At 43.3% G+C, this 24,878-nt stretch carries 26 protein-coding genes and 1 pseudogene; 5 read left to right on the top strand and 22 right to left on the bottom strand.

The genetic code is table 11. The features are described from left to right. Positions 1-528: 528 nt before the first annotated feature. The 4 genes from MUG84_RS24145 to MUG84_RS24130 form a co-directional block, all read right to left on the bottom strand. Positions 529-963, bottom strand: coding sequence for a VOC family protein (locus MUG84_RS24145; RefSeq protein ID WP_244730137.1), 435 nt, complete (start codon positions 961-963; stop codon positions 529-531). A gap of 20 nt (positions 964-983) precedes the next feature. Continuing rightward, entirely contained in the window at positions 984-1,397 is a 414-nt protein-coding gene (locus MUG84_RS24140; RefSeq protein WP_244730133.1) for a VOC family protein, read from the bottom strand. Between the two features lie 382 nt (positions 1,398-1,779). Further along, on the bottom strand, positions 1,780-2,502 hold the full coding sequence (locus MUG84_RS24135; protein ID WP_244730130.1) for an RNA polymerase sigma factor: 723 nt from the start codon (positions 2,500-2,502) through the stop codon (positions 1,780-1,782). Positions 2,503-2,658: 156 nt separating this feature from the next. After that, positions 2,659-3,186 carry a GNAT family N-acetyltransferase gene (locus MUG84_RS24130; protein WP_244730127.1) on the bottom strand — a complete coding sequence of 176 codons (528 nt, stop codon included), beginning with the start codon at positions 3,184-3,186 and terminating at the stop codon, positions 2,659-2,661. A gap of 203 nt (positions 3,187-3,389) precedes the next feature. Here MUG84_RS24130 and MUG84_RS24125 point away from each other — a divergent pair, with 203 nt between their 5' ends. After that, positions 3,390-3,944: a hypothetical protein gene (locus MUG84_RS24125; protein WP_244730124.1), complete on the top strand. Its 555-nt coding sequence runs from the start codon at positions 3,390-3,392 to the stop codon at positions 3,942-3,944. Between the two features lie 262 nt (positions 3,945-4,206). Here MUG84_RS24125 and ppsA read toward each other — a convergent pair whose 3' ends face one another. The 3 genes from ppsA to MUG84_RS24110 all read right to left on the bottom strand — a co-directional run bounded on the left by ppsA (position 4,207) and on the right by MUG84_RS24110 (position 8,126). Next, a complete protein-coding gene (gene ppsA, locus MUG84_RS24120; RefSeq protein WP_244730120.1) occupies positions 4,207-6,804 on the bottom strand; it encodes a phosphoenolpyruvate synthase in 2,598 nt (865 codons plus the stop codon). A gap of 227 nt (positions 6,805-7,031) precedes the next feature. Then, positions 7,032-7,496 (bottom strand): phage tail protein, encoded by a 465-nt coding sequence (locus MUG84_RS24115; protein ID WP_244730118.1) that lies wholly within the window; start codon positions 7,494-7,496, stop codon positions 7,032-7,034. Between the two features lie 150 nt (positions 7,497-7,646). Beyond that, complete coding sequence (locus MUG84_RS24110) at positions 7,647-8,126, bottom strand: GyrI-like domain-containing protein (RefSeq protein WP_244730115.1); 480 nt, start codon at positions 8,124-8,126, stop codon at positions 7,647-7,649. A 109-nt stretch (positions 8,127-8,235) separates the two neighbouring features. Here MUG84_RS24110 and MUG84_RS24105 point away from each other — a divergent pair, with 109 nt between their 5' ends. Continuing rightward, positions 8,236-9,198, top strand: a complete 963-nt coding sequence (locus MUG84_RS24105; protein ID WP_244730112.1) for a helix-turn-helix transcriptional regulator — start codon at positions 8,236-8,238, stop codon at positions 9,196-9,198. A gap of 217 nt (positions 9,199-9,415) precedes the next feature. Here MUG84_RS24105 and MUG84_RS24100 read toward each other — a convergent pair whose 3' ends face one another. From MUG84_RS24100 to MUG84_RS24045, 13 genes and pseudogenes are all read right to left on the bottom strand, one after another. Then, on the bottom strand, positions 9,416-12,040 hold the full coding sequence (locus MUG84_RS24100) for a glycoside hydrolase family 3 protein (protein ID WP_244730105.1): 2,625 nt from the start codon (positions 12,038-12,040) through the stop codon (positions 9,416-9,418). A 254-nt stretch (positions 12,041-12,294) separates the two neighbouring features. After that, the gene (locus tag MUG84_RS24095) at positions 12,295-12,891 is read right to left on the bottom strand and encodes a GNAT family N-acetyltransferase (RefSeq protein ID WP_244730102.1); all 597 of its coding nucleotides are present in this window, start codon (positions 12,889-12,891) and stop codon (positions 12,295-12,297) included. A 132-nt stretch (positions 12,892-13,023) separates the two neighbouring features. Continuing rightward, positions 13,024-13,521, bottom strand: a complete 498-nt coding sequence (locus MUG84_RS24090) for a DinB family protein (protein WP_244730100.1) — start codon at positions 13,519-13,521, stop codon at positions 13,024-13,026. A gap of 158 nt (positions 13,522-13,679) precedes the next feature. Then, the gene (locus MUG84_RS24085) at positions 13,680-14,219 is read right to left on the bottom strand and encodes a GNAT family N-acetyltransferase (protein ID WP_244730098.1); all 540 of its coding nucleotides are present in this window, start codon (positions 14,217-14,219) and stop codon (positions 13,680-13,682) included. Between the two features lie 112 nt (positions 14,220-14,331). Further along, positions 14,332-15,756 carry a PQQ-dependent sugar dehydrogenase gene (locus MUG84_RS24080; protein ID WP_244730087.1) on the bottom strand — a complete coding sequence of 475 codons (1,425 nt, stop codon included), beginning with the start codon at positions 15,754-15,756 and terminating at the stop codon, positions 14,332-14,334. 145 nt (positions 15,757-15,901) lie between these two features. Continuing rightward, positions 15,902-18,157 carry an ATP-binding cassette domain-containing protein gene (locus MUG84_RS24075; RefSeq protein ID WP_244730163.1) on the bottom strand — a complete coding sequence of 752 codons (2,256 nt, stop codon included), beginning with the start codon at positions 18,155-18,157 and terminating at the stop codon, positions 15,902-15,904. An 84-nt stretch (positions 18,158-18,241) separates the two neighbouring features. Further along, complete coding sequence (locus MUG84_RS24070; RefSeq protein WP_244730085.1) at positions 18,242-18,661, bottom strand: SRPBCC family protein; 420 nt, start codon at positions 18,659-18,661, stop codon at positions 18,242-18,244. Beyond that, on the bottom strand, positions 18,658-18,987 hold the full coding sequence (locus tag MUG84_RS24065; RefSeq protein ID WP_244730083.1) for an ArsR/SmtB family transcription factor: 330 nt from the start codon (positions 18,985-18,987) through the stop codon (positions 18,658-18,660). Before MUG84_RS24065 ends, MUG84_RS24070 begins: the two co-directional genes overlap by 4 nt. A 77-nt stretch (positions 18,988-19,064) precedes the next feature. After that, a pseudogene (locus MUG84_RS27715) lies at positions 19,065-19,160 on the bottom strand (DinB family protein); the annotation flags it as partial. Positions 19,161-19,162: 2 nt separating this feature from the next. Next, positions 19,163-19,801 (bottom strand): nitroreductase family protein, encoded by a 639-nt coding sequence (locus tag MUG84_RS24060; protein WP_244730055.1) that lies wholly within the window; start codon positions 19,799-19,801, stop codon positions 19,163-19,165. Positions 19,802-19,804: 3 nt separating this feature from the next. Then, positions 19,805-20,239, bottom strand: coding sequence for a MarR family winged helix-turn-helix transcriptional regulator (locus MUG84_RS24055; protein WP_244730053.1), 435 nt, complete (start codon positions 20,237-20,239; stop codon positions 19,805-19,807). A gap of 247 nt (positions 20,240-20,486) precedes the next feature. Then, entirely contained in the window at positions 20,487-21,359 is an 873-nt protein-coding gene (locus MUG84_RS24050) for a YitT family protein (RefSeq protein WP_244730050.1), read from the bottom strand. A 68-nt stretch (positions 21,360-21,427) separates the two neighbouring features. Beyond that, positions 21,428-22,645, bottom strand: coding sequence for a macrolide family glycosyltransferase (locus MUG84_RS24045; RefSeq protein WP_244730048.1), 1,218 nt, complete (start codon positions 22,643-22,645; stop codon positions 21,428-21,430). 124 nt (positions 22,646-22,769) lie between these two features. Here MUG84_RS24045 and MUG84_RS24040 point away from each other — a divergent pair, with 124 nt between their 5' ends. Beyond that, entirely contained in the window at positions 22,770-23,348 is a 579-nt protein-coding gene (locus tag MUG84_RS24040) for a type 1 glutamine amidotransferase family protein (protein ID WP_244730045.1), read from the top strand. Positions 23,349-23,413: 65 nt separating this feature from the next. Here MUG84_RS24040 and MUG84_RS24035 read toward each other — a convergent pair whose 3' ends face one another. Then, on the bottom strand, positions 23,414-23,527 hold the full coding sequence (locus tag MUG84_RS24035) for a DUF6254 family protein (protein WP_244730031.1): 114 nt from the start codon (positions 23,525-23,527) through the stop codon (positions 23,414-23,416). Between the two features lie 99 nt (positions 23,528-23,626). Beyond that, entirely contained in the window at positions 23,627-23,884 is a 258-nt protein-coding gene (locus MUG84_RS24030) for a hypothetical protein (protein ID WP_244730029.1), read from the bottom strand. 201 nt (positions 23,885-24,085) lie between these two features. Here MUG84_RS24030 and MUG84_RS24025 point away from each other — a divergent pair, with 201 nt between their 5' ends. Continuing rightward, positions 24,086-24,412 (top strand): ArsR/SmtB family transcription factor, encoded by a 327-nt coding sequence (locus tag MUG84_RS24025; protein ID WP_244730027.1) that lies wholly within the window; start codon positions 24,086-24,088, stop codon positions 24,410-24,412. 24 nt (positions 24,413-24,436) lie between these two features. Then, on the top strand, positions 24,437-24,862 hold the full coding sequence (gene arsC, locus MUG84_RS24020; protein ID WP_244730000.1) for an arsenate reductase (thioredoxin): 426 nt from the start codon (positions 24,437-24,439) through the stop codon (positions 24,860-24,862). Positions 24,863-24,878 lie beyond the last annotated feature (16 nt).

The following is a 24,878-nucleotide window of genomic DNA, read 5'->3' as shown; positions in this document are numbered from 1 at the left end:
GTTTTATACGACGCTTTACCTTCTAGATAAGCCAGGACAGCTTCTAATTTCTCTTCAGTTGAGTATTTAGCCAAAAAAACTACACCTCCAATTGTTAGACTGTGTCTAACAATTGGGGTGCAGTTCACCAAGCAAGCTCCTCAACTTCGTACCTGTTAGCTCAATAAAATGAGCAGCTGCCACAGCCAGCTCAAGAAAGGTTTTGTTTTCAACTATCGTGTCTCAACGAAAGCAAGTTTCCTTTAGATTTATAATAAATGCACTTATGATTATCCCAGATATTGAAACGGACTCTTATCCATTTTAGAGGATTCTTCATTAAAAAAACCTCTCTTTCACCCTGTTTGAAACGATATGTAAATATTACATAAATATCCATGTAAGAGCAATCGGGGATTGTGCTAAACTGCCCGTCAGCTGGGGTTTTAAACATTGAAATTTAGTAATGAGGAAGTACCATCGAAGCTGATATTACCACCCGTAAAGTAGATGTAATGGCACCGGGATTATAGTAGGCCAGCTATCGGGCTATTGAGCAGGAATACCGGCCGCGACCGGTTGCTGCCACACTTGAAACTTATTACCGTCCGGATCTTTGAAGTCCAGCTGCAATCCACAGCCTCCCTCATCGCGGACCGTTTCCTCCGTCCATACTCCTGACTGTTGCAATGAATCATACATGGTGTGAATATCATCCGTCTCGAAGCAGATCGGAAACATCTCGAACGGCGATCCGTCATCTGTCCAGCCTGTCGTCATGAAGTGCAACGGATGGCCGTCCCAGCAAGGCAGCAGGAACAACCATTGGCCGCTATCCATAATCATGATCGCCCCGCGACCCGGATCGATCGGGGATCGAAGCTTCAGTCCGAGCACGCGCTCGTACCACGCCGCAGACGCGGCAACATCTTTTACCGGTAAATATGCGCACTCGATACGTTTCAATAATGCTTTTCTTGACATCTTTCTCCAGCCTCTCCTTCTTATTTTGCCGCTTGCAGAGCCAAAATGGGCACCATCTCGATCAGGTTTATTCGATGGCCGTCCAGGTCGAAAGCATCGAACATGATATGATGATTCCATGGCGAATCCCAGGTCTCGAGATCTGTTACGCGACATCCTTTTGCCTGCAGCGCGGCGTGCAATTCCCTCGCCTCGCTACACTTGAAGTTGAAATTTAGGTTCGCTTGTGCTGATATTGGATCCTTGGTTTCAGCTAAGGTAAGCATTGCAGCATGTTCGGGATGAGGATCAAAGAACAGCGTCGCTCCCCTTTTCCCGTCTCCCCAATCCTCGATTCCACGGCAAATCAGCCCCAGCGTCTCCGTATAAAACAAAATCGACCGCTCCAATTGAGATACAGGAACGAATACACCACCAATCTGCTGAATCGGCATCGACATCTCCTCCTATATTCTTGTCATGTTCTTATCCTCAAGTGAATGAAGACGGATGATCGGTTGGAAGTAACCGCCTCTCACTGGAAAATACATTGGGGGTACCTCGTCGGCTTCTACCAGCTCCAGCACAGGCCCGTGAGGCCAGCGCCGGAAACAAGGTAAAGGCGTGCAGCCCGATGTCCGACCATCCTTTCCACAAACCAAGCCTATCGCAATAGAAAGGTTCTGACCGCTCTATACTGCTAACCGGAATACGTAATCCAGCGACTCGGATTTCTGTCTCCCGTTTCACCACTTTCCATTCCACTTTCTTAACAGCACTCCTCTAAAAAACGAATAACTTAAGCGATACCATACATGCTTATAAAAAATTTTTGCTTCATGCCGAGACGACTATAATCACATTGCCATCCGGATCCTGAAAGGTAAAATACATTTTGCCGTCCAGCGCGCGAATGCCTTGAAGTCTTGCATCGGCTGCGATCAGGGAAAAGTACGCTTCCTGAATCGCCGACGGTTGCCGGTGGCGGAACGCTTCCAGCACGGCTTCGAAAAAGACCGTACACTCAGATGCATTCCCTGCGGCTGTGATTACAGCGCGTTTGCTGCCTGGAGGTCCCTTCTCACGCGCGGATCTTTTCATCCCCTGCAATCGGGCGCGTGCCCGCGACAGCGCTACCTGAACCGCCACTTCCGTACCACCGAGCCAGGCCGCCGTCTCCCTCGCCGTAAAATTAAACACATCCATAAACAGAATGATGACGAATGGTTTCGGCGGCAAGCGCCACGCCAACTCTTCCAGATGCTCGCGCACATTCAACTCGGAATCAGTCGGCCCTTGTACCGACAGTATCGTCTCCTCCTGGTACGGCACCATCGTCAACCTCGCCGTACGCCGGATACGATCGATCCATAGATTCCTTGCAGTCCGGCACGCATAACGGAAGGTGACCTCCTGCTCCGGCCTATCCGCGTTCACTTTGAGAAGCCGAAGTATCGTTTCTTGCACAAGGTCCTCCGCTTCCCAGTTGGACCCCGTCATTTGCCGACAATACCGCAGCAGCGGCTGCCTGATCGCTTCCAGTCCGTCAAATGGTTCCATATTATCAATTTCCATATTGTTCTTATTCTGTCAAGGATATTATTTTCCTTCCGACTGAAAACCAAAACATGAATAAATATGCCGCATTACTGCCCGTTTGTTGAGCGGATCACTCAGAGACAAAAAATCGGCGATGGAAAGATTATAAATAACTAATTAAAAATAGTATCTATAATACTTGAAATCATGCCGCTCATTCATCATATGAATCAGCAAATTGCGCTCATCAACAAGCTGGAACCCGCAGTATTCGAGAACCTTTTGAGAAGGGATATTGTTAATCTCAACAGTTCCGATAATGAATGTGATATCAAACATTTTCTCAATCCATCCAAGAGTTGCTTTTGCAGCCTCTTTAGCATACCCTTTCCCTCTTGCGAATGGGAGCATGCCATAACCGAATTCAGGCTCATGCAGGTCATCATGTTCTTGTGCGGCAATCTGCCCGACAATATCACCTGTTTCCTTATCAAAAACCCCAAGGCAAACTATTCCAGTTACAATGTCCATCTTTATATAATTTGAAAGATGCCAATCAAAAAACTCTTTTGCTTTTGGTTTTTGATCTTGCCATCCTGCATACAAATCTAATAGCTTTTTAAATTGCTCATAATCGTCTTCTTTAAAAGTTCTGACAACCAACCTCTCTGTTTCGATATATACAGTGTCTAAGTCACTTATCATTAACACCTCTCCTAAAGGAGTTCTTTAATGCAAGTCTCTTTCGTGCTTTGGCATCAAAAATATTGGTATTAATTGAATCCTTTTGGAGCTTTACGAAGTTTTCTTTTCAAATCATAACGGTCTATTGAGATAAGAATTCTTTTGTAACTATGGACAGATGACCAGAATATAATATTACATCTGTTAGAGGGAGGTTATTTAAAATGTATAATGGATTGAGCGGATATCATCATAAGCATTCCTCTATACATCCGTTTCTAGATCAAATTTTGGCGAAGTGGCCTGAGGAACAAAAAAACACTGTTTATTTGTTAATCAATAAATATGGTTTACCAAATGATGCATGCATGACAAAAATTACGTGGTATAACAATGCTCCTTGGAAGCGGACGACTGTTCATCTTCATACGGTACCTCATAACTCTCCGACTCCCCATCTTGATTATTTAGAACAAACTATTGATTATAAAGTCCCTGTTCAATTTTTTGATGACATAGCACAATTTGATGGTAGCTTATATCCGGACCGTACGGCTGGTGAAGCTACAGCTAAATGCGACCAAGAAGCGGCGAATTTTATGGCTTTAAACTTGATGAACGACATCGTTACTGGCAAGCGGACCGTAGAAGATGCACGTCGTGCTGCAGCTGAAATTGAAAAAGCTTTTCGATTGCATGGTCAATTTTCACCTTACACCACAGCATTCCTATTTCCAAAACAATCTCATACTGCTGATCCCGATGTCGCCTCTTTCTAAGTAATATATCTTTTAGTACTATAATTAGCTCGGTAATGTGCCCATGTTCTTGTTATTCGTCGGGAATGGGATTAAGTTCTCGACATCACCCAATGACAAGAACTTAATCCTATATATCATAAAAGCCGCGTTTAATGCGGCTTTGAATGGGACAATGTTTTTGTCTTCCGATGAAGCCAAGACAGCTATTCCAGCTTCATCCAATAATTCTACCTGCTTCGTTGTTAGATCAAACCAACCATGTTCATTACATACCTGGATATTACAATATTTCGATATACCCTTCTGTTCCATTCACGCGAATTCGTTGCCCATCTTTTATCAGTTTGGTAGCATTCTCCACTCCGACAACTGCTGGTAAGCCATATTCACGCGCGATAACTGCACCATGAGTCATCAGTCCACCAACTTCGGTGACTAGGCCTTTTATGGATACAAACAATGGTGTCCAGCTAGGGTCAGTAAAGGCGGTGACTAATATATCTCCATCTTCCAGATCAGCATTTTCCATGTTTAAAATGACACGCGCTCTTCCTTCTATCACTCCGGAAGAAACAGGTAGACCTACAATCGCATTAGCCGGCAAATTTTCTCGTTTGTACTCACCTACAATGATTTCACCATCAGACGTGATAACACGTGGTGGAGTTAGTTTCTCATAGAATTTGTACTCGTCTTTTCGTTTGCTGATGATCTGGTAATCAAGTTTATTGGTGCGTGCGACTTCGTGAAGTTCTTCAAAAGTGAGATAGTACATATCTTCTTTGTCATGGATAACGCCAGCTTGAACGAGTTGTTCGGCTTCTTTCAGTAAAGCCTGCTTATAAACGAAGTAGCGATTAATCATGCCGTATTTTGGATATTCACGATAACCGATGAAATTCCGGATGAGGTCGATCATTCGTTTTGTTTCTTTGGCTTTTTGTTCACCATTCGGTAATTGCTTCAATCGATCTATTAACTCTTGTTCTTTTTCCAAAGCTTCCTGGCGCCCTTGCTCAAATTTCCGATTGCCAGCATTAGGCTCAAAGTTTTTGACATTACTAAGAATCATGGGGACAAGTGTAGTTGGTTTTTCGCGCCATCGAGTTCTTGTCATATCGATTTCTCCGGCACATCGCATTCCGTATTTGCCCAGATAAGCATAGATAGCGTCTTGGATTTCCTGTCCACCTTCAAACTTAACCAGCTCACCCAAAAAGTGATCATCTTTTACATGCTGTAAATAATCAATTACTTCTGGATAAGGACGAATCACATCTGCGACATTGAGTAGTGCTAGACCCATTTCCGAAGTAATGTTGTTTGGTACAGATTGAGAAAGCGTATCAGCTGCGTTTTTTTCACCTAACCACTCGTACATTTTTTCATTGATCCATGACGAAGCATTCATAGCAGTCATAAAAACCTTTGAACTTTGTGGGTCAAATAAGATCTTCTTTAATTCCTGGAGATCTTCCAGAATAAAATCAAACAAATCCGATCCCGATTTCGCTTGGATGTTTTGTTTTAACTCTTCTATCGATGTTTGACTACGCTTAATCAAATCAGAAACGATTGTCGGATCGTTCTCGAATTGTGCCAGCATATCTGTGTTACTTCTGCCCGGAATCGGTGCTGTTTGATCATTTGGTAACAATTTTATAAAATCTCGCTCTATTATGGTCATAAGTGCGTCTTTCATGAGCGGATCGTGTTGTCCCATGGCATTTAATAAAATTTCTCTACTGACAGGTGAAGCCAGTTTATGTGTGACATCAACAAACAACCTTCCACCAGCTTTACGCATGGGTGCAGGAGTCGTTAACAGAAAAAAAGACAATCCCAATGGTTTCATGGGATCCGTCATCATTTGTTGATGACCAACAGAGATATAGACGCGATTTTCTTGATCGCTCGCTTCAGGGATGGGGTATAAAGTTGTGATTGACCGACTCTGGACAATATAAAAGGTATCGTGGTCCAAACACCATTCGATATCTTGTGGGCAACCAAAATAAGCTTCGATCAGTCTTCCGATGCGTGCTAGTTCTAAAATTTGTTGTTCAGTAAGTGTTTGAGTTTTTTGCTGATCCGAATCGATCTCTCGTATCTCCGTTCCGCCTTCTTTCTGTCCATAAATAGCCAATGTTTTGGTTGCAATCCTCTTATCGACGATTTCCCCTTCCTGTACTTTATAACCATCGGCAGATACCAAGCCAGATACCAGTGCTTCTCCAAGTCCATAACTGGCATCGATTGATAGCAGCTTTCGGTTAGAAGTAATCGGATCAGCGGTAAATAAAATCCCTGAAGCCTGTGGGAAAACCATCCTTTGAACGATAACGGATAAATACACTTGACTATGGTCGAATCCATTTTGCATACGGTAGATTACCGCGCGATCCGTAAATAGGGAAGCCCAGCATTTACTGATATGCTGCAAGATGGCGTCTATGCCGATGATATTTAAATAGGTGTCTTGTTGACCAGCAAAAGAGGCATGTGGTAAATCTTCAGCAGTCGCACTAGAACGCACTGCATAAGCATGTTCCTCGCCATACCGGGAGAGATAGTGAGTCATTGCTTTCACAACATCGTAAGGAATTTCTACTTCCATAAGGATTTCTCGAATCTTCCTGCTGATTTCACCTATTTGATCTCGATCATCTATTTTTAGCATGGATAGTCGATTGAGCAAAGCATGATACGTTTCGTTTTGTTCGATGGCTTTTTGATATCCCAATGTTGTAACACAAAATCCTTCTGGTACTTGTATTCCTTGAATTTTTGATAATTCCCCTAAATTTAACCCTTTTCCACCAACGAGCAAAAGCTGCGTTTTTTCCATTTCCTGAAAACCGAGAACCAAAGAACTCATTCAATATCTCTCCTAACCATTAAATTGAGAAAAAACATTTGACAAGAGTTTACCGGCATGGTACACTTAAATTGTAAGATGAAATAATTATGTCGATTTTAATTTTCGAAATCGTGATCTGATTATATCATTGTGTATGTTTGTATGCAAATAAAAAGAACCTGGTAAAACTACCTAGGTTCTTTTTTGATTTCCCGCTATCAATTTCTCTTCGACAAGTGAATACTTTAATATTCACCTTTAATTACAAAATACGAGCCCCGAATGGTTCCGGCCAGTTTAGACTTCTGCCTAGCAAACTTAAACTTCCCTTCTAACTCCTCTGGTACTTCCATCCCATCAGAAAGCTTAAAACCCACAGCCCGCTTCTTAGGGTCATCAATCGTATACATGACATTGAGCCCAAGACCATCCTCATAAAAGACGTAGGTAAATTGGATATTTTCCACTTGAAAACGCGACGTTTCCAAAGGTTTGGCCGCAAACTCAATATCACGTTCTTCTTTCAAAATTCGGTTCACATAATCAAGGATCTCCTGGCTTTCGCTAGCTGGTACAACCGTAAATTCATGCTTATATTTGTTCATAAAGTAACGGGCTTCATTCGCACGTAAACCAGCAAGCGCTTCTACTACTGGTGAAGATTCTAAACCAACCGTAGACACATTTTTAAAATCAACGATATAGGACAATTTTTATCCCTCCTAAAAGTTTTGCGAGCATTGCTTTTTATAACCTACTTCGAGCAAAACTCGCATCGGAAGCATTCACTTAGTTTTGCGAGCTTTGCTTCTAGAACCTACTTCAAGCAAAACTCACATCGGAAGCATTCACTGTTCTCTTTATTTCCTAACAACGGGAATCCACATTTCACCAAATACGGAGCCGTTTCGCTGCCCCATCTCAACCGTTGTATTTGGCCCACCAACATAGGCAAAATTCTTAGCTTCTGGCAACACTTGACCAAAGGCAATGCCGGCAAGCTTATTATTCAACTCATCAGCCGTCTTCCCTTCCCCTTTAACAACGAGGTATTCCCCCTTCGGGAATTGTATAATTCTGGTTGCCTCTGGTAACGATGCCTCAGTCATGACGCCAGCATAATGCATCATCTTGCCATTCACCGCTTCGTTCACGGCAAAAATGTAGTCATTTGTGGCGATGGATTTTAAAGTGTCCAGTTTACCATCTTGTTCGATGGCCGACCAAAAATCTGCCTTTTCCTTAGTAATGCCTACAAAATCTGTGTAATCACTTTTAAGCTCAGTTCCAATACCTAAAACAGTAAAGCCGTCTTTTTCTTCCAAAGTGTATTCTGCCATATTCAAAACCTTCCTTTTTTTAAATTAATCAAATGATTTGTCTTTTCGCTTGATGGGTTTATAATAGCCTTAAATCATGTCAAAAAATGATACTGTTTAGGAGGGCCAGATGAAAAAAGTTGAGCGGATCAATATTATCATGCGGTATATCAACAACCGCGCCCACTTTACCATTTCTGAAATCATGCAAGAATTTAACATCTCCCGTTCGACAGCTCTTAGAGATATCAGAGAAATTGAGGCTATGGGGATGCCACTTGTCGCTGAAGTAGGAAGGGATGGGGGTTATTTTGTCATGAACAACTCTGTCCTGCCCACGGTTCGCTTTACCGATAATGAGATTAAAGCCCTTTTTATTGCCTTTATGGCCACAAGAAATCAACAACTCCCTTATCTGAAGAGCCGTCAGTCTTTAGCTGAAAAATTATTAGGCCTTATCTCAGAAAATCAGCAAGATGACCTTGTTAATTTGAATCAAATATTGCTTTTTGAAGGGACCAACCCCCATAATCCCGACCTGCTTGATCTGTCAGACCTGCCCCATCCTATGTTAGAAAAACTTATCCAAATCCTTCTTTTGGACAGCTATTTATTGGTTTCTATCCAAGAAGAGAATGAAATAAAGTCTTACCCCATTTATCTCTTGCACCTTTATCGTGAAAAAAGCCAATGGCTAATTGAAGGCTTTGACTTAAAAGAAGAAAAGAGGCGGATTTTTCCTGTCGACAATCTCACCAATGTAGAACCATACCCTGCGAAAAAAAGAGTCAGTAAGAAAAAGATTTTAGAAAAACTAAGTAAACAGGAAGAAGTCATCAATCTTGTCCTTGAACTTGGTCCAAAGGCGATTGCCCAGTTCAAAAAATACCATCCTTTAAAAGTTTCAATTTCCTATACGAATCCTTATCAAACCACAGCCATTCTAAAGACTTTTATCAATGTTAATCATTCAGAAGAATTAACCGAAATAACAAATTGGCTACTTTTTCTAGGTGGGGATATCAAGGTCAGGGAAGTGCCAGGAAAAATCTTAGAAGGTTTACAAGAGAGATTATACTTATACTGCCCATAAGCAGTCCAATCTTATGAACCTTGTAATTACACTAATAGTATTCCCAGCAATGACGCTGAAAATAACCGATGACCTCGAAAAATCTAAAATTGAAAGTGGCTTCGTGTGCTAAAAGTGAAAGGGAGATAGTTCCCTACCAACGCATGAAAAGCATACGCGGCAAATGAACTACCTCCTTAATTTCGGATCAAACCGGCAGTAGTAACTCTTTACAAATTTATTTCCGAACGAAAAACTCTCCTGTCAGTGGAGCGTCGTCCGAGTTAGGTCCGACCATCACCTCGAATTTCCCCGGTTCCACAACCCATTCATGGTTTCTAGTAAGTGTTCGGAGTTGTCTATATCCCAGTGTCAGCATGATGCGCTTTGTTTCTCCTTTTTCAAGGTGAATTCGCTTAAATCCCGCAAGCTCCTTGCATGGTCTGACCGTGCTGCTGAACTCATCTCGGATATAAAGCTGAGCAACTTCCTCACCCGCAACATTTCCCGTATTGGTTACGTTAAACGATACATTCACTTCTCCATCCGGAGCAATTTCCTTGGCAGAAATGTCAAGATCTGAATAGGCAAATGTTGTATAACTCAGACCATACCCAAATGGGTACAAAGGAAGCCAGTCCATTTCAACATATTTATGCCCATAGAACGGTCTGCGATTATAGAATACAGGCAGCTGACCTACCGACCTCGGGAAAGACATCGGAATACGACCTGCAGGATTGACATCTCCGAAAATAACCTCTGCCATGGCATTTCCGCCCTGCTCGCCAACAAACCATGCCTCAATAATCGCGTGCAGATGTTCTGCCTCCCACGTGATCGACATCGGACGTCCGTTTTGGAGGACAAGAACAACAGGCGTTCCTGTTTCATAAATTTTCTTGACGAGTTCAAGCTGTCTTCCCGGAAGATTAAGGTCCGCTCTGTCCAGATTTTCTCCACTGGTCTGCTCGTTGTCACCAACCGCAACGATTGCAACATCCGCCTCACTTGCCGCTTTAACCGCTGCGTCCATATCGTTGTTGCCAAGGCTGTAACCGAGGATGACCCTTACTCCCCGTGAATCATTGAGATACTCAACCTTAACGTCGTACTCCTCGCCTTTCACAAATTGGAACGCAACCATCTGATTAGCGTCATGGTCTCCCCAACCGTCAACAAGCATCTTGCCATCTACCCACAGACGCATGCTGTCCATGCTGCTGAGTCCAATGTACCCATCCACTGTAGCGTCTGGTTTAATTTTGCCTGTCCAGCGAACGGTGAAGTTATCTGCGTTTACGCCGTCAGCAGGTTTGGTGTAAATCCAGTTGAAGTTGATCTGTCTGTCATTTCGCACGCAAGCCGGTTCTCCCTCAAAAGAAAGAGAATTGTAGTACTCACCCAAAAGCCCGTCGTTTCCGGCATTATCCTTGAGCCATTGGTCCGGTAAAGGCATCAGGTCAGACTCCAGAATCTCGCATCCTTTGGCATAGATCACTTCGGTTTTGTCCGAAACGATGTTTTTGATGCCCTGCAAAAGCGTAACAGCATGCTCAGGCACAACAGGGCTGCTGTAATCTCCGTAACGGGGAACATCCGCGCTTGGTCCGATCACTGCAATCTTGCCGATGTCTTTTTTGAGAGGAAGCGTATTTTTGCTGTTTTTTAACAGAGTGATCGACTTCCTTGCAACTTCAAGCGCCGTCTGCACGTGCTCCTCACAGTGGACAACTTTCGAAGAAAGTTCAATATCCGTAAATGGATTTTCAAAGAGCCCAACTGCAAATTTAACTGTAAGAACACGTCCTGCAGCTGTGTCTACAACCTTCTCGTCCACCTCGCCTGATTTGACAAGGTCAATAATGCTGTCCTGGTATATATCATGTGGAAAATCGTAAAGCTGCATATCTACGCCGGCTTCAAGGCCCATTTTGATAGCTTCCCGTTTGCTTTCGGCGACATAGTGACAGGTATGTAGCATGGAGACAGCCGTCATGTCCGACCTTACGAAGCCCTTCATGCCCCACTGGTCACGGAGTACACCTGTTAGGAGCGAATGGTCGCCCGCCACAGGAACGCCGTCAATGGAGTTATAGGAACACATGGTATTCATTGCACCCGCTTGGAAAGCAGCCTCAAATACAGGCAGACAGAAAAATGCATTGTCAAATTGCCCCATCATGGCCGGAGCACAATTGTGCCCTCCTCTAGGAGCACCGTATCCTGTAAAGTGTTTTGGTTCCGACACCACGGCATCGGGTCTTGTGAGGTCATCCGTCTGAAGCCCTTTTACCATGCTTTCCGCAAACAGAGATCCCAGATAAGGATCCTCTCCGTATCCTTCTTCCACTCGTCCCCATCGGATTTCCCTGGCAAGGTCGAGAACAGGTGCCCACACCTCATGTATACCAAAGCTACGCGCCTCGGAAGCAATTATTCTTGCTTGTTTATATCCGAGTTCAGGCTCAAATGTTGATGCGAGTGCAACCTGCTGAGGGAGCACTGTACAGCCTCTCCATCCAAAACCGTGAAGTCCCTCTTCGCTGAAGAGTACCGGAATCCCCAATCTTGAATTTTGGATGATATACTCTTGAATTTTATTGGCTGTTTCTGCTTTGGAATTTCGGTTTTGGATGCAACCGATTCCAATTCCGGCAGATATCTTCTCCATTTTTTCGTAGTTAAGCGCATCGGCATTTAAGCCTTCTACGGAATCGGAAATTTCATTTCCCGAATATATATCAAGCTGTCTTACCTTTTCTTCAAGTGACATTCTCGATATAAGGTCCGCAACTCTTTCTTCAATAGGCATGCTTGCATTCATATAAGGGTAATGTTGTAAGTCTTTTCTTGTGTTCATTGTTTTCTCCTTTTAGCTTTCTGAGTGTTGGCGCTTTCATTTGTTGGCTAAAGTATCTGTCATAATTCAAGTGAACAAGATCACAACCCTGAATGACCATATTGCCCTCCCCATTTGTACAGGAGGTACTCATTCTGTTATATGGTAACCCTCAACCTCGAATGCCGTCAATATGAAGGTTAGTTCCTTGTCATGCTAGTACGAGGTTATTTTTCATAGTTTATACCCCTTCTGTTCCTTCGCAGTAAGATCGTTCAATTATATTTCTTTGATAATAAAAGCAAAAGTTTCTCCTTTACATCCGGCCATTCATCGTCAACGATGCTGTAAAAGATGTTATCATGAATGGAACCATCAGGCTTTATTCTGTGCTTGCGGAAAACTCCTTCTTTCCTGGCTCCTAATCGTTCAACTGCTCTTTGCGACCGGACATTCTGTCCGCTGACTGAAAACTGAACGCGAATCAACTTAAGCTCTTCAAAGCAATGTCGCAGCAAAAGATATTTGCATTCTGTATTGACTCGAGTCCTCCAGTAGTCAGGTGATAGCCACGTCCAGCCGATTTCAACATTCCTATTTTTCATATCGATATCGCCAATACGCGTAGTTCCTATTATGGCTCCTGTCATTTGATCAACAATAGTAAAAGGAAGCTGTGACCCATTAATTTTATTCTCCAATGCAGTCGTTAGCACTTGATCTAGCTCTTCAGCTGTTTTGATAGTTCGCCAAGTGAATTCCCATACTTGGGCAGATAACAAAATCCGAGATAATTCAGCCTTATGCCTATCCTCCATAGGAACAAGACGAACAGTTTCCCCTTCCAGAACGATATTCGTATTTATCAGCACGCTTGCCTACTCACCTCCGCCGAGTTTTATGCCACATTATGATTCTATAGCCGTTATTTTGTCAATCCATCGCTTGTATCGTTAAAATAAAAAAAACCGCGATCAACGCGGTAATGAAATGATAAAATTAGTTCAATTGCCTTGCTCATCGGCCGAGGGACCGTAGATACTCGGTACCGGAATATCGAGAAGCCGCAAATAAACCCCGAGCTGCGCCCGGTGGTGGACCATGTGGCTTAATCCGAAGGTGCGAAGCGCGATTGCCCGCGGTTGGCGCAGGATGATATGGTCACCGTTCCGCAAGGTCCATTCCTCGCCGAGTGTTTTCTCGTCGCATTCGGCTAACAGCTTTTGAAGCTTGACGACGTTCGCGTCGAATTCCTCCAGCACGTCTTCGCGTCTTTCCAAAGCTTCCCGCCGAAGCGGCACGGTCGAAAGATCGAATTCCGGGTATAGAAAAATCGCTACTTGCCAGTTCAGCAGGTTGATCAGGTGTGTGGTCAGCCCACCCAAAGTCATCGATTTCACGTGCGGCTTCCACGTCATATGCTCCTCGGGTAAGCGCTCCAGGATGCGGCGAGTAGTGGCCAGCTCATGCATAGCGTCTCCAACGATCAGTTGTTTCACCATAGATTCCCTCTCCTCCCTTAATATGGCTAGAATACTATAAATTACTAATTATTCAATCCCTTTCCATAGAGAATTTGCTGCAAAGTTTGCCCAAAAGACCGTCATCTCAATAGAAGTTCTGGCATGTTTTCTTTGAAAACAGTTTTTTGCACAGTTTGTTACGTAGCAACCACATGTTGCATGTTTTCACTGCTTTCTAAAAAACTTAACCGCTCCACCTGATACAAATCATAGATCTGATCAGTAATATTTATCGATTTATATACTTCAAGATTTGTATCATTTGCTAATTTGACATATTGTAGTTTTTCTACCGCTTTCTTCGATCGAATATTTTGTTTTCGGATTTTCATAAATATCGTTTCGATATTATGTTGTAAAAACAATTCAGCAAAAAAGGATTCCTTCGCTCGTTGGTTGTAACCTTTTCCAAAATAAGGAGTTCCAATCCACGTCGCCAAGAAGCCTGTTCTATTAACAATATTATATAGATCAATGGTACCAATGGGATGTCCCATCTCGTTAAGAATCGTTCTAGAAATACATGTCTCCTGTTCTTCCTCAGCGATCAACTGTTTGGTTATGAATAAATATTCTTCATAAGATTGGCATTTATTACGAACATAAGGAAAAACGACAGGATCTATCATTAAGTAATACAGTGAATGGCATTCGTGCAAATCTCGTTTTTTTAACATTTAATCCATCACCCAGTCCTTTTGATTCGCTATATCAAACAATTTAAGTATATAAAAGGACTTGGGGAATTAGATGAACTCTACGTTTTCATTGTGTAAAATTCAACATGAATTATGGAACAATTTCAAAAATGGTACCTTGGTTAAAATCAGCCACTTTCATTGAGCCATAAACCCCTAAATATAGTCTGGTTTGATCCAGATTCGTCCCCAGACTAACATAATAAGCTGATTGAGATCCAAAATTATAATCGGTTTCAATAACACTAAAATCATTCAGTTTACAATCTGTTTGTACCCTGGTATAAGCTAAAACCCCTTTAACTGGAGGTTGAGATCCTTTATCCCTGGCAAGATCGGTAAACACAACGCTTCCCATTAAATCGGGGATTCCATTCCCCATATAGGCTTGCACTCCTGTAAGTGCAGTTCCTCCAAATTTATCAGGCCTTGGATCTTTATGAAAATAACTCGTTAACGGCTGAAGACGCCTCACTGAAGTTTGTACTGCTTCTTTGTAATAAGCAATTATTTTCTCATCCAAAGCAGGATCTGCAGAGCAGCCCCTAATCATCGAAGTAGGAAAAGCACCTTCCCACCCTCGCCAACCAAAGTTAATAAATCCTTCTGGGCCAGGCTCAGAATTCATTACAGAAGCTTGTACAAGCTGGGTAACTGGTATTGGTTCATAATGAATGAATGAAAATATCGACTCTACGAGATCCTGTCCGACATTTCCTACGTATTTAATATACTGATTATAAAACCTTTGAAATGAAATGCCTGGAATATTGCGAACTCCCTTGGCAATTACCGTAAGCGTTTCTTGGATAGATGCGGGTAACTCATTAAAACGTGTAACTACGGGCGGATTATCAATAAATGTATTCTTAACAACATCAATTTCAATTATTTTACCGGCGAATTCCATATCATCCTGGCTTAAATTAAATGGATCATAGCCTGATCCGCCATCTCCGGTTGTTAAAACAAGTTTTCCTGTTTCAGGTGAAAAGTTTAAGCTATTGACACCATTATGATTTATAAATGGTCTTCTTATATTAAGTAAAATCCGCTGTTTTTGAGGTTGACCATTCGAAGGTAGAATCCATTCTTCAACTGCATCAATATGATCATATTGAATTTCTCTATTTATCCACTTTAAGTTTAAGGTACTAGAATCACACGGGTTAGGCTTAAAAGATTCAAAAGCACCTGGAAGAGCACCTGGGCCCTGGGTTCCAGCTACTGAATAATGGAGATAAAAGAGACCGTTATCATAAAATTCGGGATGAAATGCTAGCCCTAACAATCCCCGTTCATCATACCCACCACTAGAGACACCTAGTTTTATGATTCGAGGGCGAATATCTAAAAAAGTTCTTATTACCCCGTCCCCTATGTAAAAGATCTCTCCTACTTGTGTTGCAATAAATAATCTTTCAATTGAATCACCCGGAAGTATAGTTGTTTTCAAAACAGTGGGTAAGTTTATCTTACCTACAATGGGCCGTAAACTAACCTTAACTTTTTTCAAATAACTGTACACTCCTTCGTATTGTTTTCTTTTATAAGAATATGGTTTGATCAGTTCTATTAGTACGTTAAAAAAGCTTTCCATAGCCACCCTTTCGGGTGATTATAAAAAGCTAATTTGCTTTGCAGGCGTCTGAATTTGATGATTACATCAAGTATTTTCCCGTGATCGACTGCTCTGCATGGATGATCTGCGGAGGTGTGCCCTCGAACACCACCTGGCCGCCCTTGCTACCTCCGTCCGGTCCCATATCGATGATCCAGTCCGCTTGGCTGATCACCTCAAGGTTGTGCTCGATGACGATCACCGTATTACCGGCATCCACGAGGCGGTTCATGATCTCCAGCAGGTGACCGATATCCGACATATGAAGGCCGGTCGTCGGCTCGTCCATCATGTAGATACTGCCTTTCTTGTGCAGCTCGCTTGCCAGCTTGATGCGTTGGCATTCGCCGCCCGAGAGCGTGCTGAGCGGTTGGCCGAGCGTAATATAGTTCAGACCGACATCGCTCATCGCCTGGAGCTTGCGCACAACCTCTTTTAGCTGGAAAAATTCCAAAGCCTGCTCCACCGTCAACTCAAGCACTTCTGCGATCGATTTGCCGTTCAGCTTGTACTCGAGTACCTCTTCTTTGAATCGTTTCCCTCCGCATGCTTCACATGGCAGCTTCACGCTTTCGAAGAATGACAGGTCCAAGTACACTACGCCCAGCCCTTGGCAATTCTCGCAAGCCCCCTTGGAGTTGAAGCTGAACAAGCTTGGGCTCACCTTGTTCGCCTTAGCAAACGCCTTGCGCACATCATCTAGTATCCCCGTGTAAGTCGCGGGATTTGATCGTGTCGATACGCCTATCGCCGATTGGTCGATGACGATCGCGTCCGGATGCTGGCTTAGGAATACGTCGTTAATCAGAGTGCTCTTACCCGAGCCGGCGACGCCGGTTACAGCAGTCAGCACGCCGGTTGGAATATCTACGCTCACGTTCTGCAGGTTGTGCAGCTTGGCATTCCGGATGGACAGCTTGCCGGATGGCTGCCGGCAATCCTGCTTTAGCTGGATCTGACGCTTCAGATAATTGCCCGTCAATGTACCAGACTCCAGCAGACCTGTGTAGCTTCCTTCATACACGATGTTACCTCCGCGGCTGCCGGCGTATGGTCCGACGTCTACGATATGATCCGCCACCTTGATGACATCGGGGTCATGCTCGACAACAAGCACGGTATTGCCCTTGTCGCGCAGCTTCTGAAGCAATTCATTTAACCGGTGTACATCACGGGGGTGCAATCCAACGCTAGGCTCATCGAAGATGTAAGTGACATCCACCAGACTCCCGCTTAGGTGCTTCACCATCTTAACGCGCTGCGACTCGCCGCCGGATAATGTATCCGTCTCACGGTCCAGCGTCAAGTAGTCAAGTCCGATGTCCACCAGGTGCTGAAGCCGCTCCGTCAGCGACTTGACCATCGGCGCGGCGGCAGCATCGTCAATCTCCCTAATGACGCGGATGAGCTGCCCGACCTCCATGGAAGACAACTCCGCTATGTTATGTCCATGGATCCTGCAGCCCAGCGCGGCTTGACTAAGTCTGGCACCATGACAGCTGGAGCAAGGACCCTCGGTGATGTACGGCGCAACGGTTTGTTGCGTGCGTTCGGACTTCGTCTTCACGTCCTGCTTGATATATTTGTTGGTGAACTTCTCGATGACGCCTTCCACGGTAATATTCGTTGCCTTCCCGGCGAAATCCATCTTCACTTTCCTTGCCTTGCCGTACAGCAGCTGTTCCAGGTCTTCATCCGAATAATCGCTGAGTTTCTTATCGGGATCATAGGAACCCGATTGCATAAGCATGTTCCATTCCCATCCACCCACCGTATAGCCCGGAAGCATAATTGCCCCTTCATTGAGCGACTTGGACATGTCCACCGCTTTGCTCATGTTGACGCCAAGGCTGCGGCCGATGCCGTTGCATTCGGGACACATGCCATGCGGATCGTTAAACGAGAACATGTTCGCTCCTCCGACATAGGGCTGACCCACTCGCGAAAAGAGCATCCTAAGAATGGGAGAAATATCGGTAATCGTGCCCATCGTGGAATGGGAACCCCCGCCCAGCGGCTTCTGATCCACAATCACAGCCATGCTAAGGTTCTCAATCGCGTCCGCATCCGGCTGCGGATATTTAGGCAGGAAAGTGCGCACGAACATGCTGAAGTTCTCATTCAGCAAACGTGTGGATTCTGCGGCAATCGTATCAAAGACGATCGATGACTTGCCGGACCCGGATACTCCGGTGAATATCGTGATCTTCCGCTTCGGAATGCGCAAGGATACGTTCTTGAGATTGTTTTCCCGCGCAGCCGAGATAACGATATATTCCTGATTAGATTCGCTTATGGCTAACATCCTTTCAATCGTGCTTCGTTTAAGAATCTACCCTATTATAGCAATAGGATAAAGATCATTTGGTACCGAATGTGGTTATTCCTCCAACGCCTGATCAAATGTTTTGAACCAATTACTCCAGCCATACTTCGCGCCTGCAAGGGCTTGCTCATTTGAGATGCCAGTTTGTTCGAGATGAAGGTTCACCTTTCCATCTCCTAAATCCTGCAGCGTCCAGGTGACCGTGTGCTTCTCTCCGCTTTCCCACGTATAAGACAACCGGTGTGGAGCGTCCACGATTAGCACTTCGCCTTCAATAATTCCATTCCACCATTCGGTCGGCTGCGTGCGGAACTGAAAACGGTATCCTACGACGGGCTTGAAATCATTTTCCATCGCCTGACCGGTATGGTTGTTGACCACCCACTTGGCAAGCTTGTTGGAATCGGTTAACGCAGCCCACACCTTCTCAATCGATGATGTGTACTGAAAATCTAATGATAATGTTAAACTCATTCTTCTTCCTCCTCTAATAGTTGGTTCAAGCGCATCATATTCGTGATCCAGAATTTGCTATAGAAAGCCACCCAATCTTGAACTTCTCTGAGCGGGGAGGCGTTTAACCTAAATCGCGTTTCTCTACCGACTTTACGGTCAAGCACCAATCCGGCCTCTTTCAGGATTGTCAAATGCTTGGATACCGCTGTCCGGCCCATTTGAAACTGTGTCGTTAACTCATGAAGCGGTAGCTCCTCTGCCTCTCCTAATAGCTGAATGAGTCGACGCCTCGTTGGATCTGCAATCGCATCAAACACATCCCTCATCTTATTGTTATCGCTCACAGCTCCCTCTCCTAGATATTTTGATACTTCCCTATTTGGACACCATTTGGTGTCGTGTAAACCCAGAATCATGATACCTCATCTTGTGGTCCCGTCTCTTCAGGCCAACTCTCCATGACGTTCGAGGGAAGCTGCGGTTTACGTCCTTCAAAATGCTCCAGCATGAATTGCTGACCTACTTCCAAGTTGCAACCTGATCGATTGGCAAACGAACCGATGGGTAACCGCTGTCTGCAGCTTTGCCGATCGATATCAGCATGACTGGAACATAGCGCTCCGGGTCTAGTCCGAAGGCTTCAGTAACCTTGTCCTTTTCATATCCGCCGATTGGATTGGTGTCATATCCATGGGCACGCGCAACAAGCATCAGTTGCATGGATACTAACCCGCTATCTATTAGCACAGTTTCCCTATTTAGTTCTGGAGTCAATTGGGCATAATGCGCGGATATAGCTGCCAATTGCATTTCTTTTACTTCATTGGGCATAAACCCAAGTTCTACGGCCTTGCCATAAATCTCTTCAGCATTGTTGATGCTGTTCAAATCCCCGAAGATGGCGATAACCGCAGAGGAGGTTTCGACCTGGCTTTGGTTAAAGCGGGCAAGGGGGGCAAGGATAGCTTTGGCTTTGGGACTTTCAATGATCAAGAAACGCCAAGGTTGCATATTGACGGAAGAAGGAGCCAAAGTGGCCTTCCTAAGAATTTCTGTCATTTCGTCCCGGCTGATTTTAACATTTGGATCGTATTTTCTAATGGAACGGCGCCCGGTTACAATTTGATTAAAATCGTTTGTGGTAAGTGCAGTATTCATCCTTCAGTTCTCTCCCTTGATGTGGTTAATATTTTCTTGCATGCGTTCAATCATGTTTGCGAAAAGTTTCTGTTCTTCTTCACTAAAACCTTGCAGCAGTTGTGCCATGAAAAGGATCTTTTCTTCTCGGTAAGCAACGATTTCCTGTCGGCCATGGTCGGTGAGTCTCACCAACGTGAAGCGATTGTCATCTGGATTAATACGCCGTGTGACAATGCCATCCCCCTCAAGCTGCTTCAAATGCCTGGTAATTGCGGCCCTATCGATTTGCAACTCTTTCTGTAAAGTGGTTTGGTTGATTTCATCGACATGGAAAAGTTGTTGCATTAATCGAAATCTCGATGGGCTTATACCCGTACAGTGTCCGAATTTGGAAATAAGCTGAATATAGAAGTTTTGAAGTTTATCAATAATGGAATTATCCCCTGAATCTTTCAAGTTATCCCTCCTACCCCTGTTTAATTGATATATCAACGATTGATTGGTCAATTGTATAAATTGGATGAACACTTGTCAAGGAGAGCCAGTTCTTTGATAGGCTTCCTCCAGGACAAAACATGCTACATCGACTTGGTCAACTCAGTCAATCTCAGAGCTTGTCCTATATAGACAAAATAAACCAAGGCAGCACCTGCCAGTGACTAACTGGTGTGGGACTGCCTTGGTTGTTAAATGATTAGTGCTTTTATCTCCTCGGTCTTGTGAATCGACCCAGAATTTCTGTAGACTGTACAACATTCATAAAGGCATGTGGATCGGTTGACATAACCGTCTTACGAACAGCGGGTACTTCATACCGTGTAGTTACAGTCATAAGCATGTAGTTATCTTCTTCGCTGTATCCGCCCTCCGAATGCAGGCACGTAATTCCGTGATGAAGCTTGCGAAGCTGGCAGAGCATTTCGTCTTTTTTCTTCGTTACGATGAAGCAAGTGACCTTAACATGATCGACATGAATGTTGTCAACTATTTTCCCTTTAATGTAGGTAGATAGCATGGAGTAGAGCGCCAGATCCCAACTTTTATAAAAGCCTAACATCATAATTACGATCCCATTCAAAATTAACAAAATATTGCCCATTGCAAAGTCATGTTTATATGTAACGATGGAGCCGACGATATCAAAACCGCCTGTAGAACCACCTACACGCAAAGAAAAACCAATGCCAATAGCAGAGATGATCCCACCAAAGATTGCAGCGAGAATAGGGTCTTTCGTGACTTGGACTACGGGAATGATGCTCATGAACCAGGTCGTGCTGACAACAGAAAGGCAACTAAGCAAGATATAACGTTTACCTACCGCTTTCCAGCCCCAGATAATCAGAGGCACATTAAGTATGAAGTACAAGAAGGAAATATTCCAGTCGGTTAAATAGCCAATAATTGAAGCGACACCGGCGATCCCCCCTGACAGAAGATGATGTGGGACCAAAAACAAATTAAGCCCGGCAGCGACTAAAAAAGCGGACACCAATATCGTGCCTATTTCCTGAGCTGGCTTCATAGAAGCCTTAATTGGTTTTTCAATAAATGTAGGATACTTGCCAAAATTCATTTCAGAGCCTTCTTTTCTTGGTGAATTTATCGATAGAATATTATTATCACACTAAATTATGTTTTTTATCAAGGTGTAAAACTATGAAATGAATCACAAAAGTTGAATTCGAAAATTTCGTCAGCCGCTTGATGGTACCCACCTGATTTTCGGAAGGATTCCCCCATCGTGGAAGCTGCTTTCTTGAACGATGAGTGACTTAACACATGTCTCACGGCTTCACGTAGTTGGTCTGCAGTCAAGTTTTGCATTTGTAATTGAATGCCTGCCCCGATATTGGCGACTTGCCCTTCAATGATCGGCTGATCTGCGCTTTGCGGGATCACTATTAGCGGAACCCCGTAATAGAGACCTTCATGGGTACTGTTCATTCCACCATGTGTAATAAATAATTTTGTGTATTGCAGTACTTCAGTTTGTGGAACATAATTTTTTACGATGAAGTTATTAGGAATTTCCCCTAAATCAGTAATTTGGGTTCTATTCCCAATCGACATAACGATCGTATGATCCGTGTTCCCGAGTGCCTCAAAACAAAGCTTATAGAAATCAATGGCTTGGTTAAAGACTGTACCCAGTGAAATGTAAATTGGGTTCTTCCCCTTGATTGTAGTAAAGTCGAAGTTTTCTTGAGTTGATCGTGAAGAGATGGATGGGCCTACGAATTTATAAGTTTGGTCGAATGCTTCTCCATCAGGTTGAAACTCCCTTGTTGTATAAACGATGGTAAGTGGTGCAGGATTACAGAAGACTTCGTAAGGAGAATGGATCTCCACATCATATTTTTCCTTCACCATTGCCGTCAGGATTCTATATTTATCGTGTATTGGTTTAACGATTTCTGTAGGGGTTTTTGTGAAGAACTCCCCCAACATGTGATTGAAAGATACTTTTGACTGTGCAAAAGAAGTACAAGAGTTGATTGCAGGAAGCTTAAGAATTTGAGCAAGTAATCGTCCGCAACCAAACATGGAATCATGGATGATGTAATCAAAATGCTCTCCTTTGATCTGTTCAAGAACGCTTGGTATGACGATATCTGCCGTAAGTAAAAGGCCGTTGATTCTTTCGAGTAAATAATCTCTTCCACCGGAGATAAAGGCTTTGATAAACTTCTGATCGTCAAATGTTCGAACTGTTGCTCCCGTCTTCTCAATACGCTCCCGAAAAGCTTCTATACAAAAGAACACGACCTCTTCTCCTCGCGAAATAAGCTCTTGCACAATTCCAATCGTTGGATTGATATGTCCCTCAGATCCGCCATTAATAAATAAAACACGCGCCATTTTTCCCGCTCCTTAAGGTATACTGATCTCTAAATCCCCTTCAATAAGTATGACATATAGCTGTCATATATTAACCTGTAAAATTATATCTGGAAACAATATAACAAGGAAGGAAGCTAAGCGCATGAAAAAAGAAATACTTGTGTTTATTTCGGAAAACTATGCGGATTGGGAAAGTGCTTACATATGTTCAGAGCTGAATAAACCAGAAACAGAATTCATCATTAAAACTTTGGCTGTTCATAAAAATCCAATTCAATCAATGGGTGGTTTCACGGTTGTTCCAGACTATTCAATTGCTGAAATTCCAATACATTTTCATATGCTTATCTTAGTGGGTGGAACTTCATGGCTGAAAGGCGAGAATGATGATGTTAAGCAAGCAGTTGATTTATGCATTAAAAAAGGTATTCCGATTGCGGCGATATGCGATGCGTGTACTTTTTTGGCGGATAAAGGATATTTAGATGAAAAAGAGCATACAGGCAATTCACTAGCCTATTTAGAGGAGTATGCACCGAACTATAAGGGCTCGAAGCATTTTATTGAAAAGCAAGTTGTTTCAAAAGATGGATTGATTACAGCGAATGGAACATCAGCGGTTGAATTTGCTAAAGAAATCCTTAAATATTTGCAGGTAATGCAAGAAAACAAACTAGAAGAATGGTATCAAATGTTTAAAATAGGCTTTTATAAAGAATAAAAATAGTCCTGAAAGAAGACTGCCGGTAAATTTCACCGAGCAGTCTTTCTTTTTCAAGTAGTATGCTACTCATCATTTTCGCTGGACAATTCCTTGAGCGATTTGATTTTACCATGGGGATGCGGTTCCTGCTTTCGTGACTTCCAGGCAGCTTCTTTCCTTCTCTTCTGGTGAGCCATAACAGATATCCTCCTCTGGAAATTGAGATGTATACCACTTCCTTATGTTGTCATTCCTGGGCTCTGTTCATTCATGAAGTTAAATCGCTGATTACTTCGTTAAATCGATTCCGCATTTGTTCTTTGCATCATATCGTTGTTTTGCATCATGCCTCGAGTATCCGAATTTCCTTCTTTTTGATGGCAGTTATTATACATCTGCTCTAGCTGAGAATCATTCATGGTTGGATGCATTTCCTTGATGAATGGGAGCATGTCTTTAAAGGAAGAAGGACCTATCTCCGCAGCGTATGCAGCAGTTCCAATTCCAAGTGTCAGAACGGTTGCCCCAACAATTGCGATTATTTTAGTTTTCATGTTGTTCACATCCTTTCATTAGGGTAATCATCATTAATTACGATGGGGTCTTGCTATATATCAATCCTCACTTCTATCTTACTTAAAAATCATTTTTAATCTGTGAAGATTGTAACATTTCATCTTGTAATATAAATAAGTAGTTGTTAATATAAGTGTACACAAATATAAGTATGTACAAATATAAGTGGTGGTGAATATATGTCTGAAGATATCCTCAATCTATCCTCCAAGTTAAAAGTAATTGGAGATCCTACCCGTTTGACCATCATTTCTTTTCTGAACAGCCAAGAGCTGTGTGTATGTGATTTGGTATCACTGATGGGATTATCACAACCTGCCATTAGTCAGCATTTAAAGAAACTTAAGCAGGCCGATATCATTACTGAGCGTAAAGTGGGCACTTGGGTACATGTTCGCATCAAAAGTGAATTAGAGCCCTATTTGACCGAGATTATTCAAGCACTTCCCTCTCAAAATGAAGTCGTGGAAACATATCTCAAAACAAAATGTACATCGTGTTCATGAATTCAATCAAAGGGGGGCATTAAGATGAATCCAAACAAAAAGATTATTTACTTTCTCTGCACAGGCAACTCTTGCCGCAGCCAAATGGCAGATGGTTTTGCCAAACAATACTTAAGTAATGAATGGGATGTCTACTCTGCTGGCATTGAAGCTCACGGTGTTAATCCAAAAGCCATCGATGCGATGAAAGAGATTGGTATCGATATTTCTAACCATACTTCGGATGTAATTGATTCCCAGTTGCTGCAACGTGCCGACCTCGTTGTAACGCTCTGTGGACACGCAAATGATGTCTGTCCAGTAACTCCGAATGACAAAGAACGTGTACATTGGGGCTTTGACGATCCAGCGAAGGCTGAAGGTACGGAAGCCGAAAAATGGGCGTTTTTCCAACGCGTTCGCGATGAAATTGGAGCAAGAATTAAACTGTTTGCTGATACAGGCAAATAGGCAATTGAAGGAGATG

Origin of the sequence: Paenibacillus mangrovi, from assembly GCF_022898935.1 — a bacterium.
GTDB classification, from domain to species: Bacteria; Bacillota; Bacilli; order Paenibacillales; family Paenibacillaceae; genus Paenibacillus_AQ; species Paenibacillus_AQ mangrovi.
The sequence above is the reverse complement of the archived record's forward strand: the minus strand, read 5'-3'. Positions and strand labels throughout refer to the sequence as shown.

Coding starts and splice junctions, on each gene's coding strand:
- MUG84_RS24130 (WP_244730127.1), bottom strand. CDS start 3,186: ATGATAAGTGACTTAGACACTGTATATATCGAAACAGAGAGGTTGGTT.
- MUG84_RS24135 (WP_244730130.1), bottom strand. CDS start 2,502: ATGGAACCATTTGACGGACTGGAAGCGATCAGGCAGCCGCTGCTGCGG.
- MUG84_RS24085 (WP_244730098.1), bottom strand. CDS start 14,219: ATGTTAAAAAAACGAGATTTGCACGAATGCCATTCACTGTATTACTTA.
- MUG84_RS24090 (WP_244730100.1), bottom strand. CDS start 13,521: ATGGTGAAACAACTGATCGTTGGAGACGCTATGCATGAGCTGGCCACT.
- MUG84_RS24125 (WP_244730124.1), top strand. CDS start 3,390: ATGTATAATGGATTGAGCGGATATCATCATAAGCATTCCTCTATACAT.
- MUG84_RS24100 (WP_244730105.1), bottom strand. CDS start 12,040: ATGAACACAAGAAAAGACTTACAACATTACCCTTATATGAATGCAAGC.
- MUG84_RS24040 (WP_244730045.1), top strand. CDS start 22,770: ATGAAAAAAGAAATACTTGTGTTTATTTCGGAAAACTATGCGGATTGG.
- MUG84_RS24110 (WP_244730115.1), bottom strand. CDS start 8,126: ATGGCAGAATACACTTTGGAAGAAAAAGACGGCTTTACTGTTTTAGGT.
- arsC (WP_244730000.1), top strand. CDS start 24,437: ATGAATCCAAACAAAAAGATTATTTACTTTCTCTGCACAGGCAACTCT.
- MUG84_RS24060 (WP_244730055.1), bottom strand. CDS start 19,801: ATGAATACTGCACTTACCACAAACGATTTTAATCAAATTGTAACCGGG.
- MUG84_RS24140 (WP_244730133.1), bottom strand. CDS start 1,397: ATGCCGATTCAGCAGATTGGTGGTGTATTCGTTCCTGTATCTCAATTG.
- MUG84_RS24035 (WP_244730031.1), bottom strand. CDS start 23,527: ATGGCTCACCAGAAGAGAAGGAAAGAAGCTGCCTGGAAGTCACGAAAG.
- MUG84_RS24070 (WP_244730085.1), bottom strand. CDS start 18,661: ATGAGTTTAACATTATCATTAGATTTTCAGTACACATCATCGATTGAG.
- MUG84_RS24105 (WP_244730112.1), top strand. CDS start 8,236: ATGAAAAAAGTTGAGCGGATCAATATTATCATGCGGTATATCAACAAC.
- MUG84_RS24030 (WP_244730029.1), bottom strand. CDS start 23,884: ATGAAAACTAAAATAATCGCAATTGTTGGGGCAACCGTTCTGACACTT.
- MUG84_RS24025 (WP_244730027.1), top strand. CDS start 24,086: ATGTCTGAAGATATCCTCAATCTATCCTCCAAGTTAAAAGTAATTGGA.
- MUG84_RS24045 (WP_244730048.1), bottom strand. CDS start 22,645: ATGGCGCGTGTTTTATTTATTAATGGCGGATCTGAGGGACATATCAAT.
- MUG84_RS24050 (WP_244730050.1), bottom strand. CDS start 21,359: ATGAATTTTGGCAAGTATCCTACATTTATTGAAAAACCAATTAAGGCT.
- MUG84_RS24145 (WP_244730137.1), bottom strand. CDS start 963: ATGTCAAGAAAAGCATTATTGAAACGTATCGAGTGCGCATATTTACCG.
- ppsA (WP_244730120.1), bottom strand. CDS start 6,804: ATGAGTTCTTTGGTTCTCGGTTTTCAGGAAATGGAAAAAACGCAGCTT.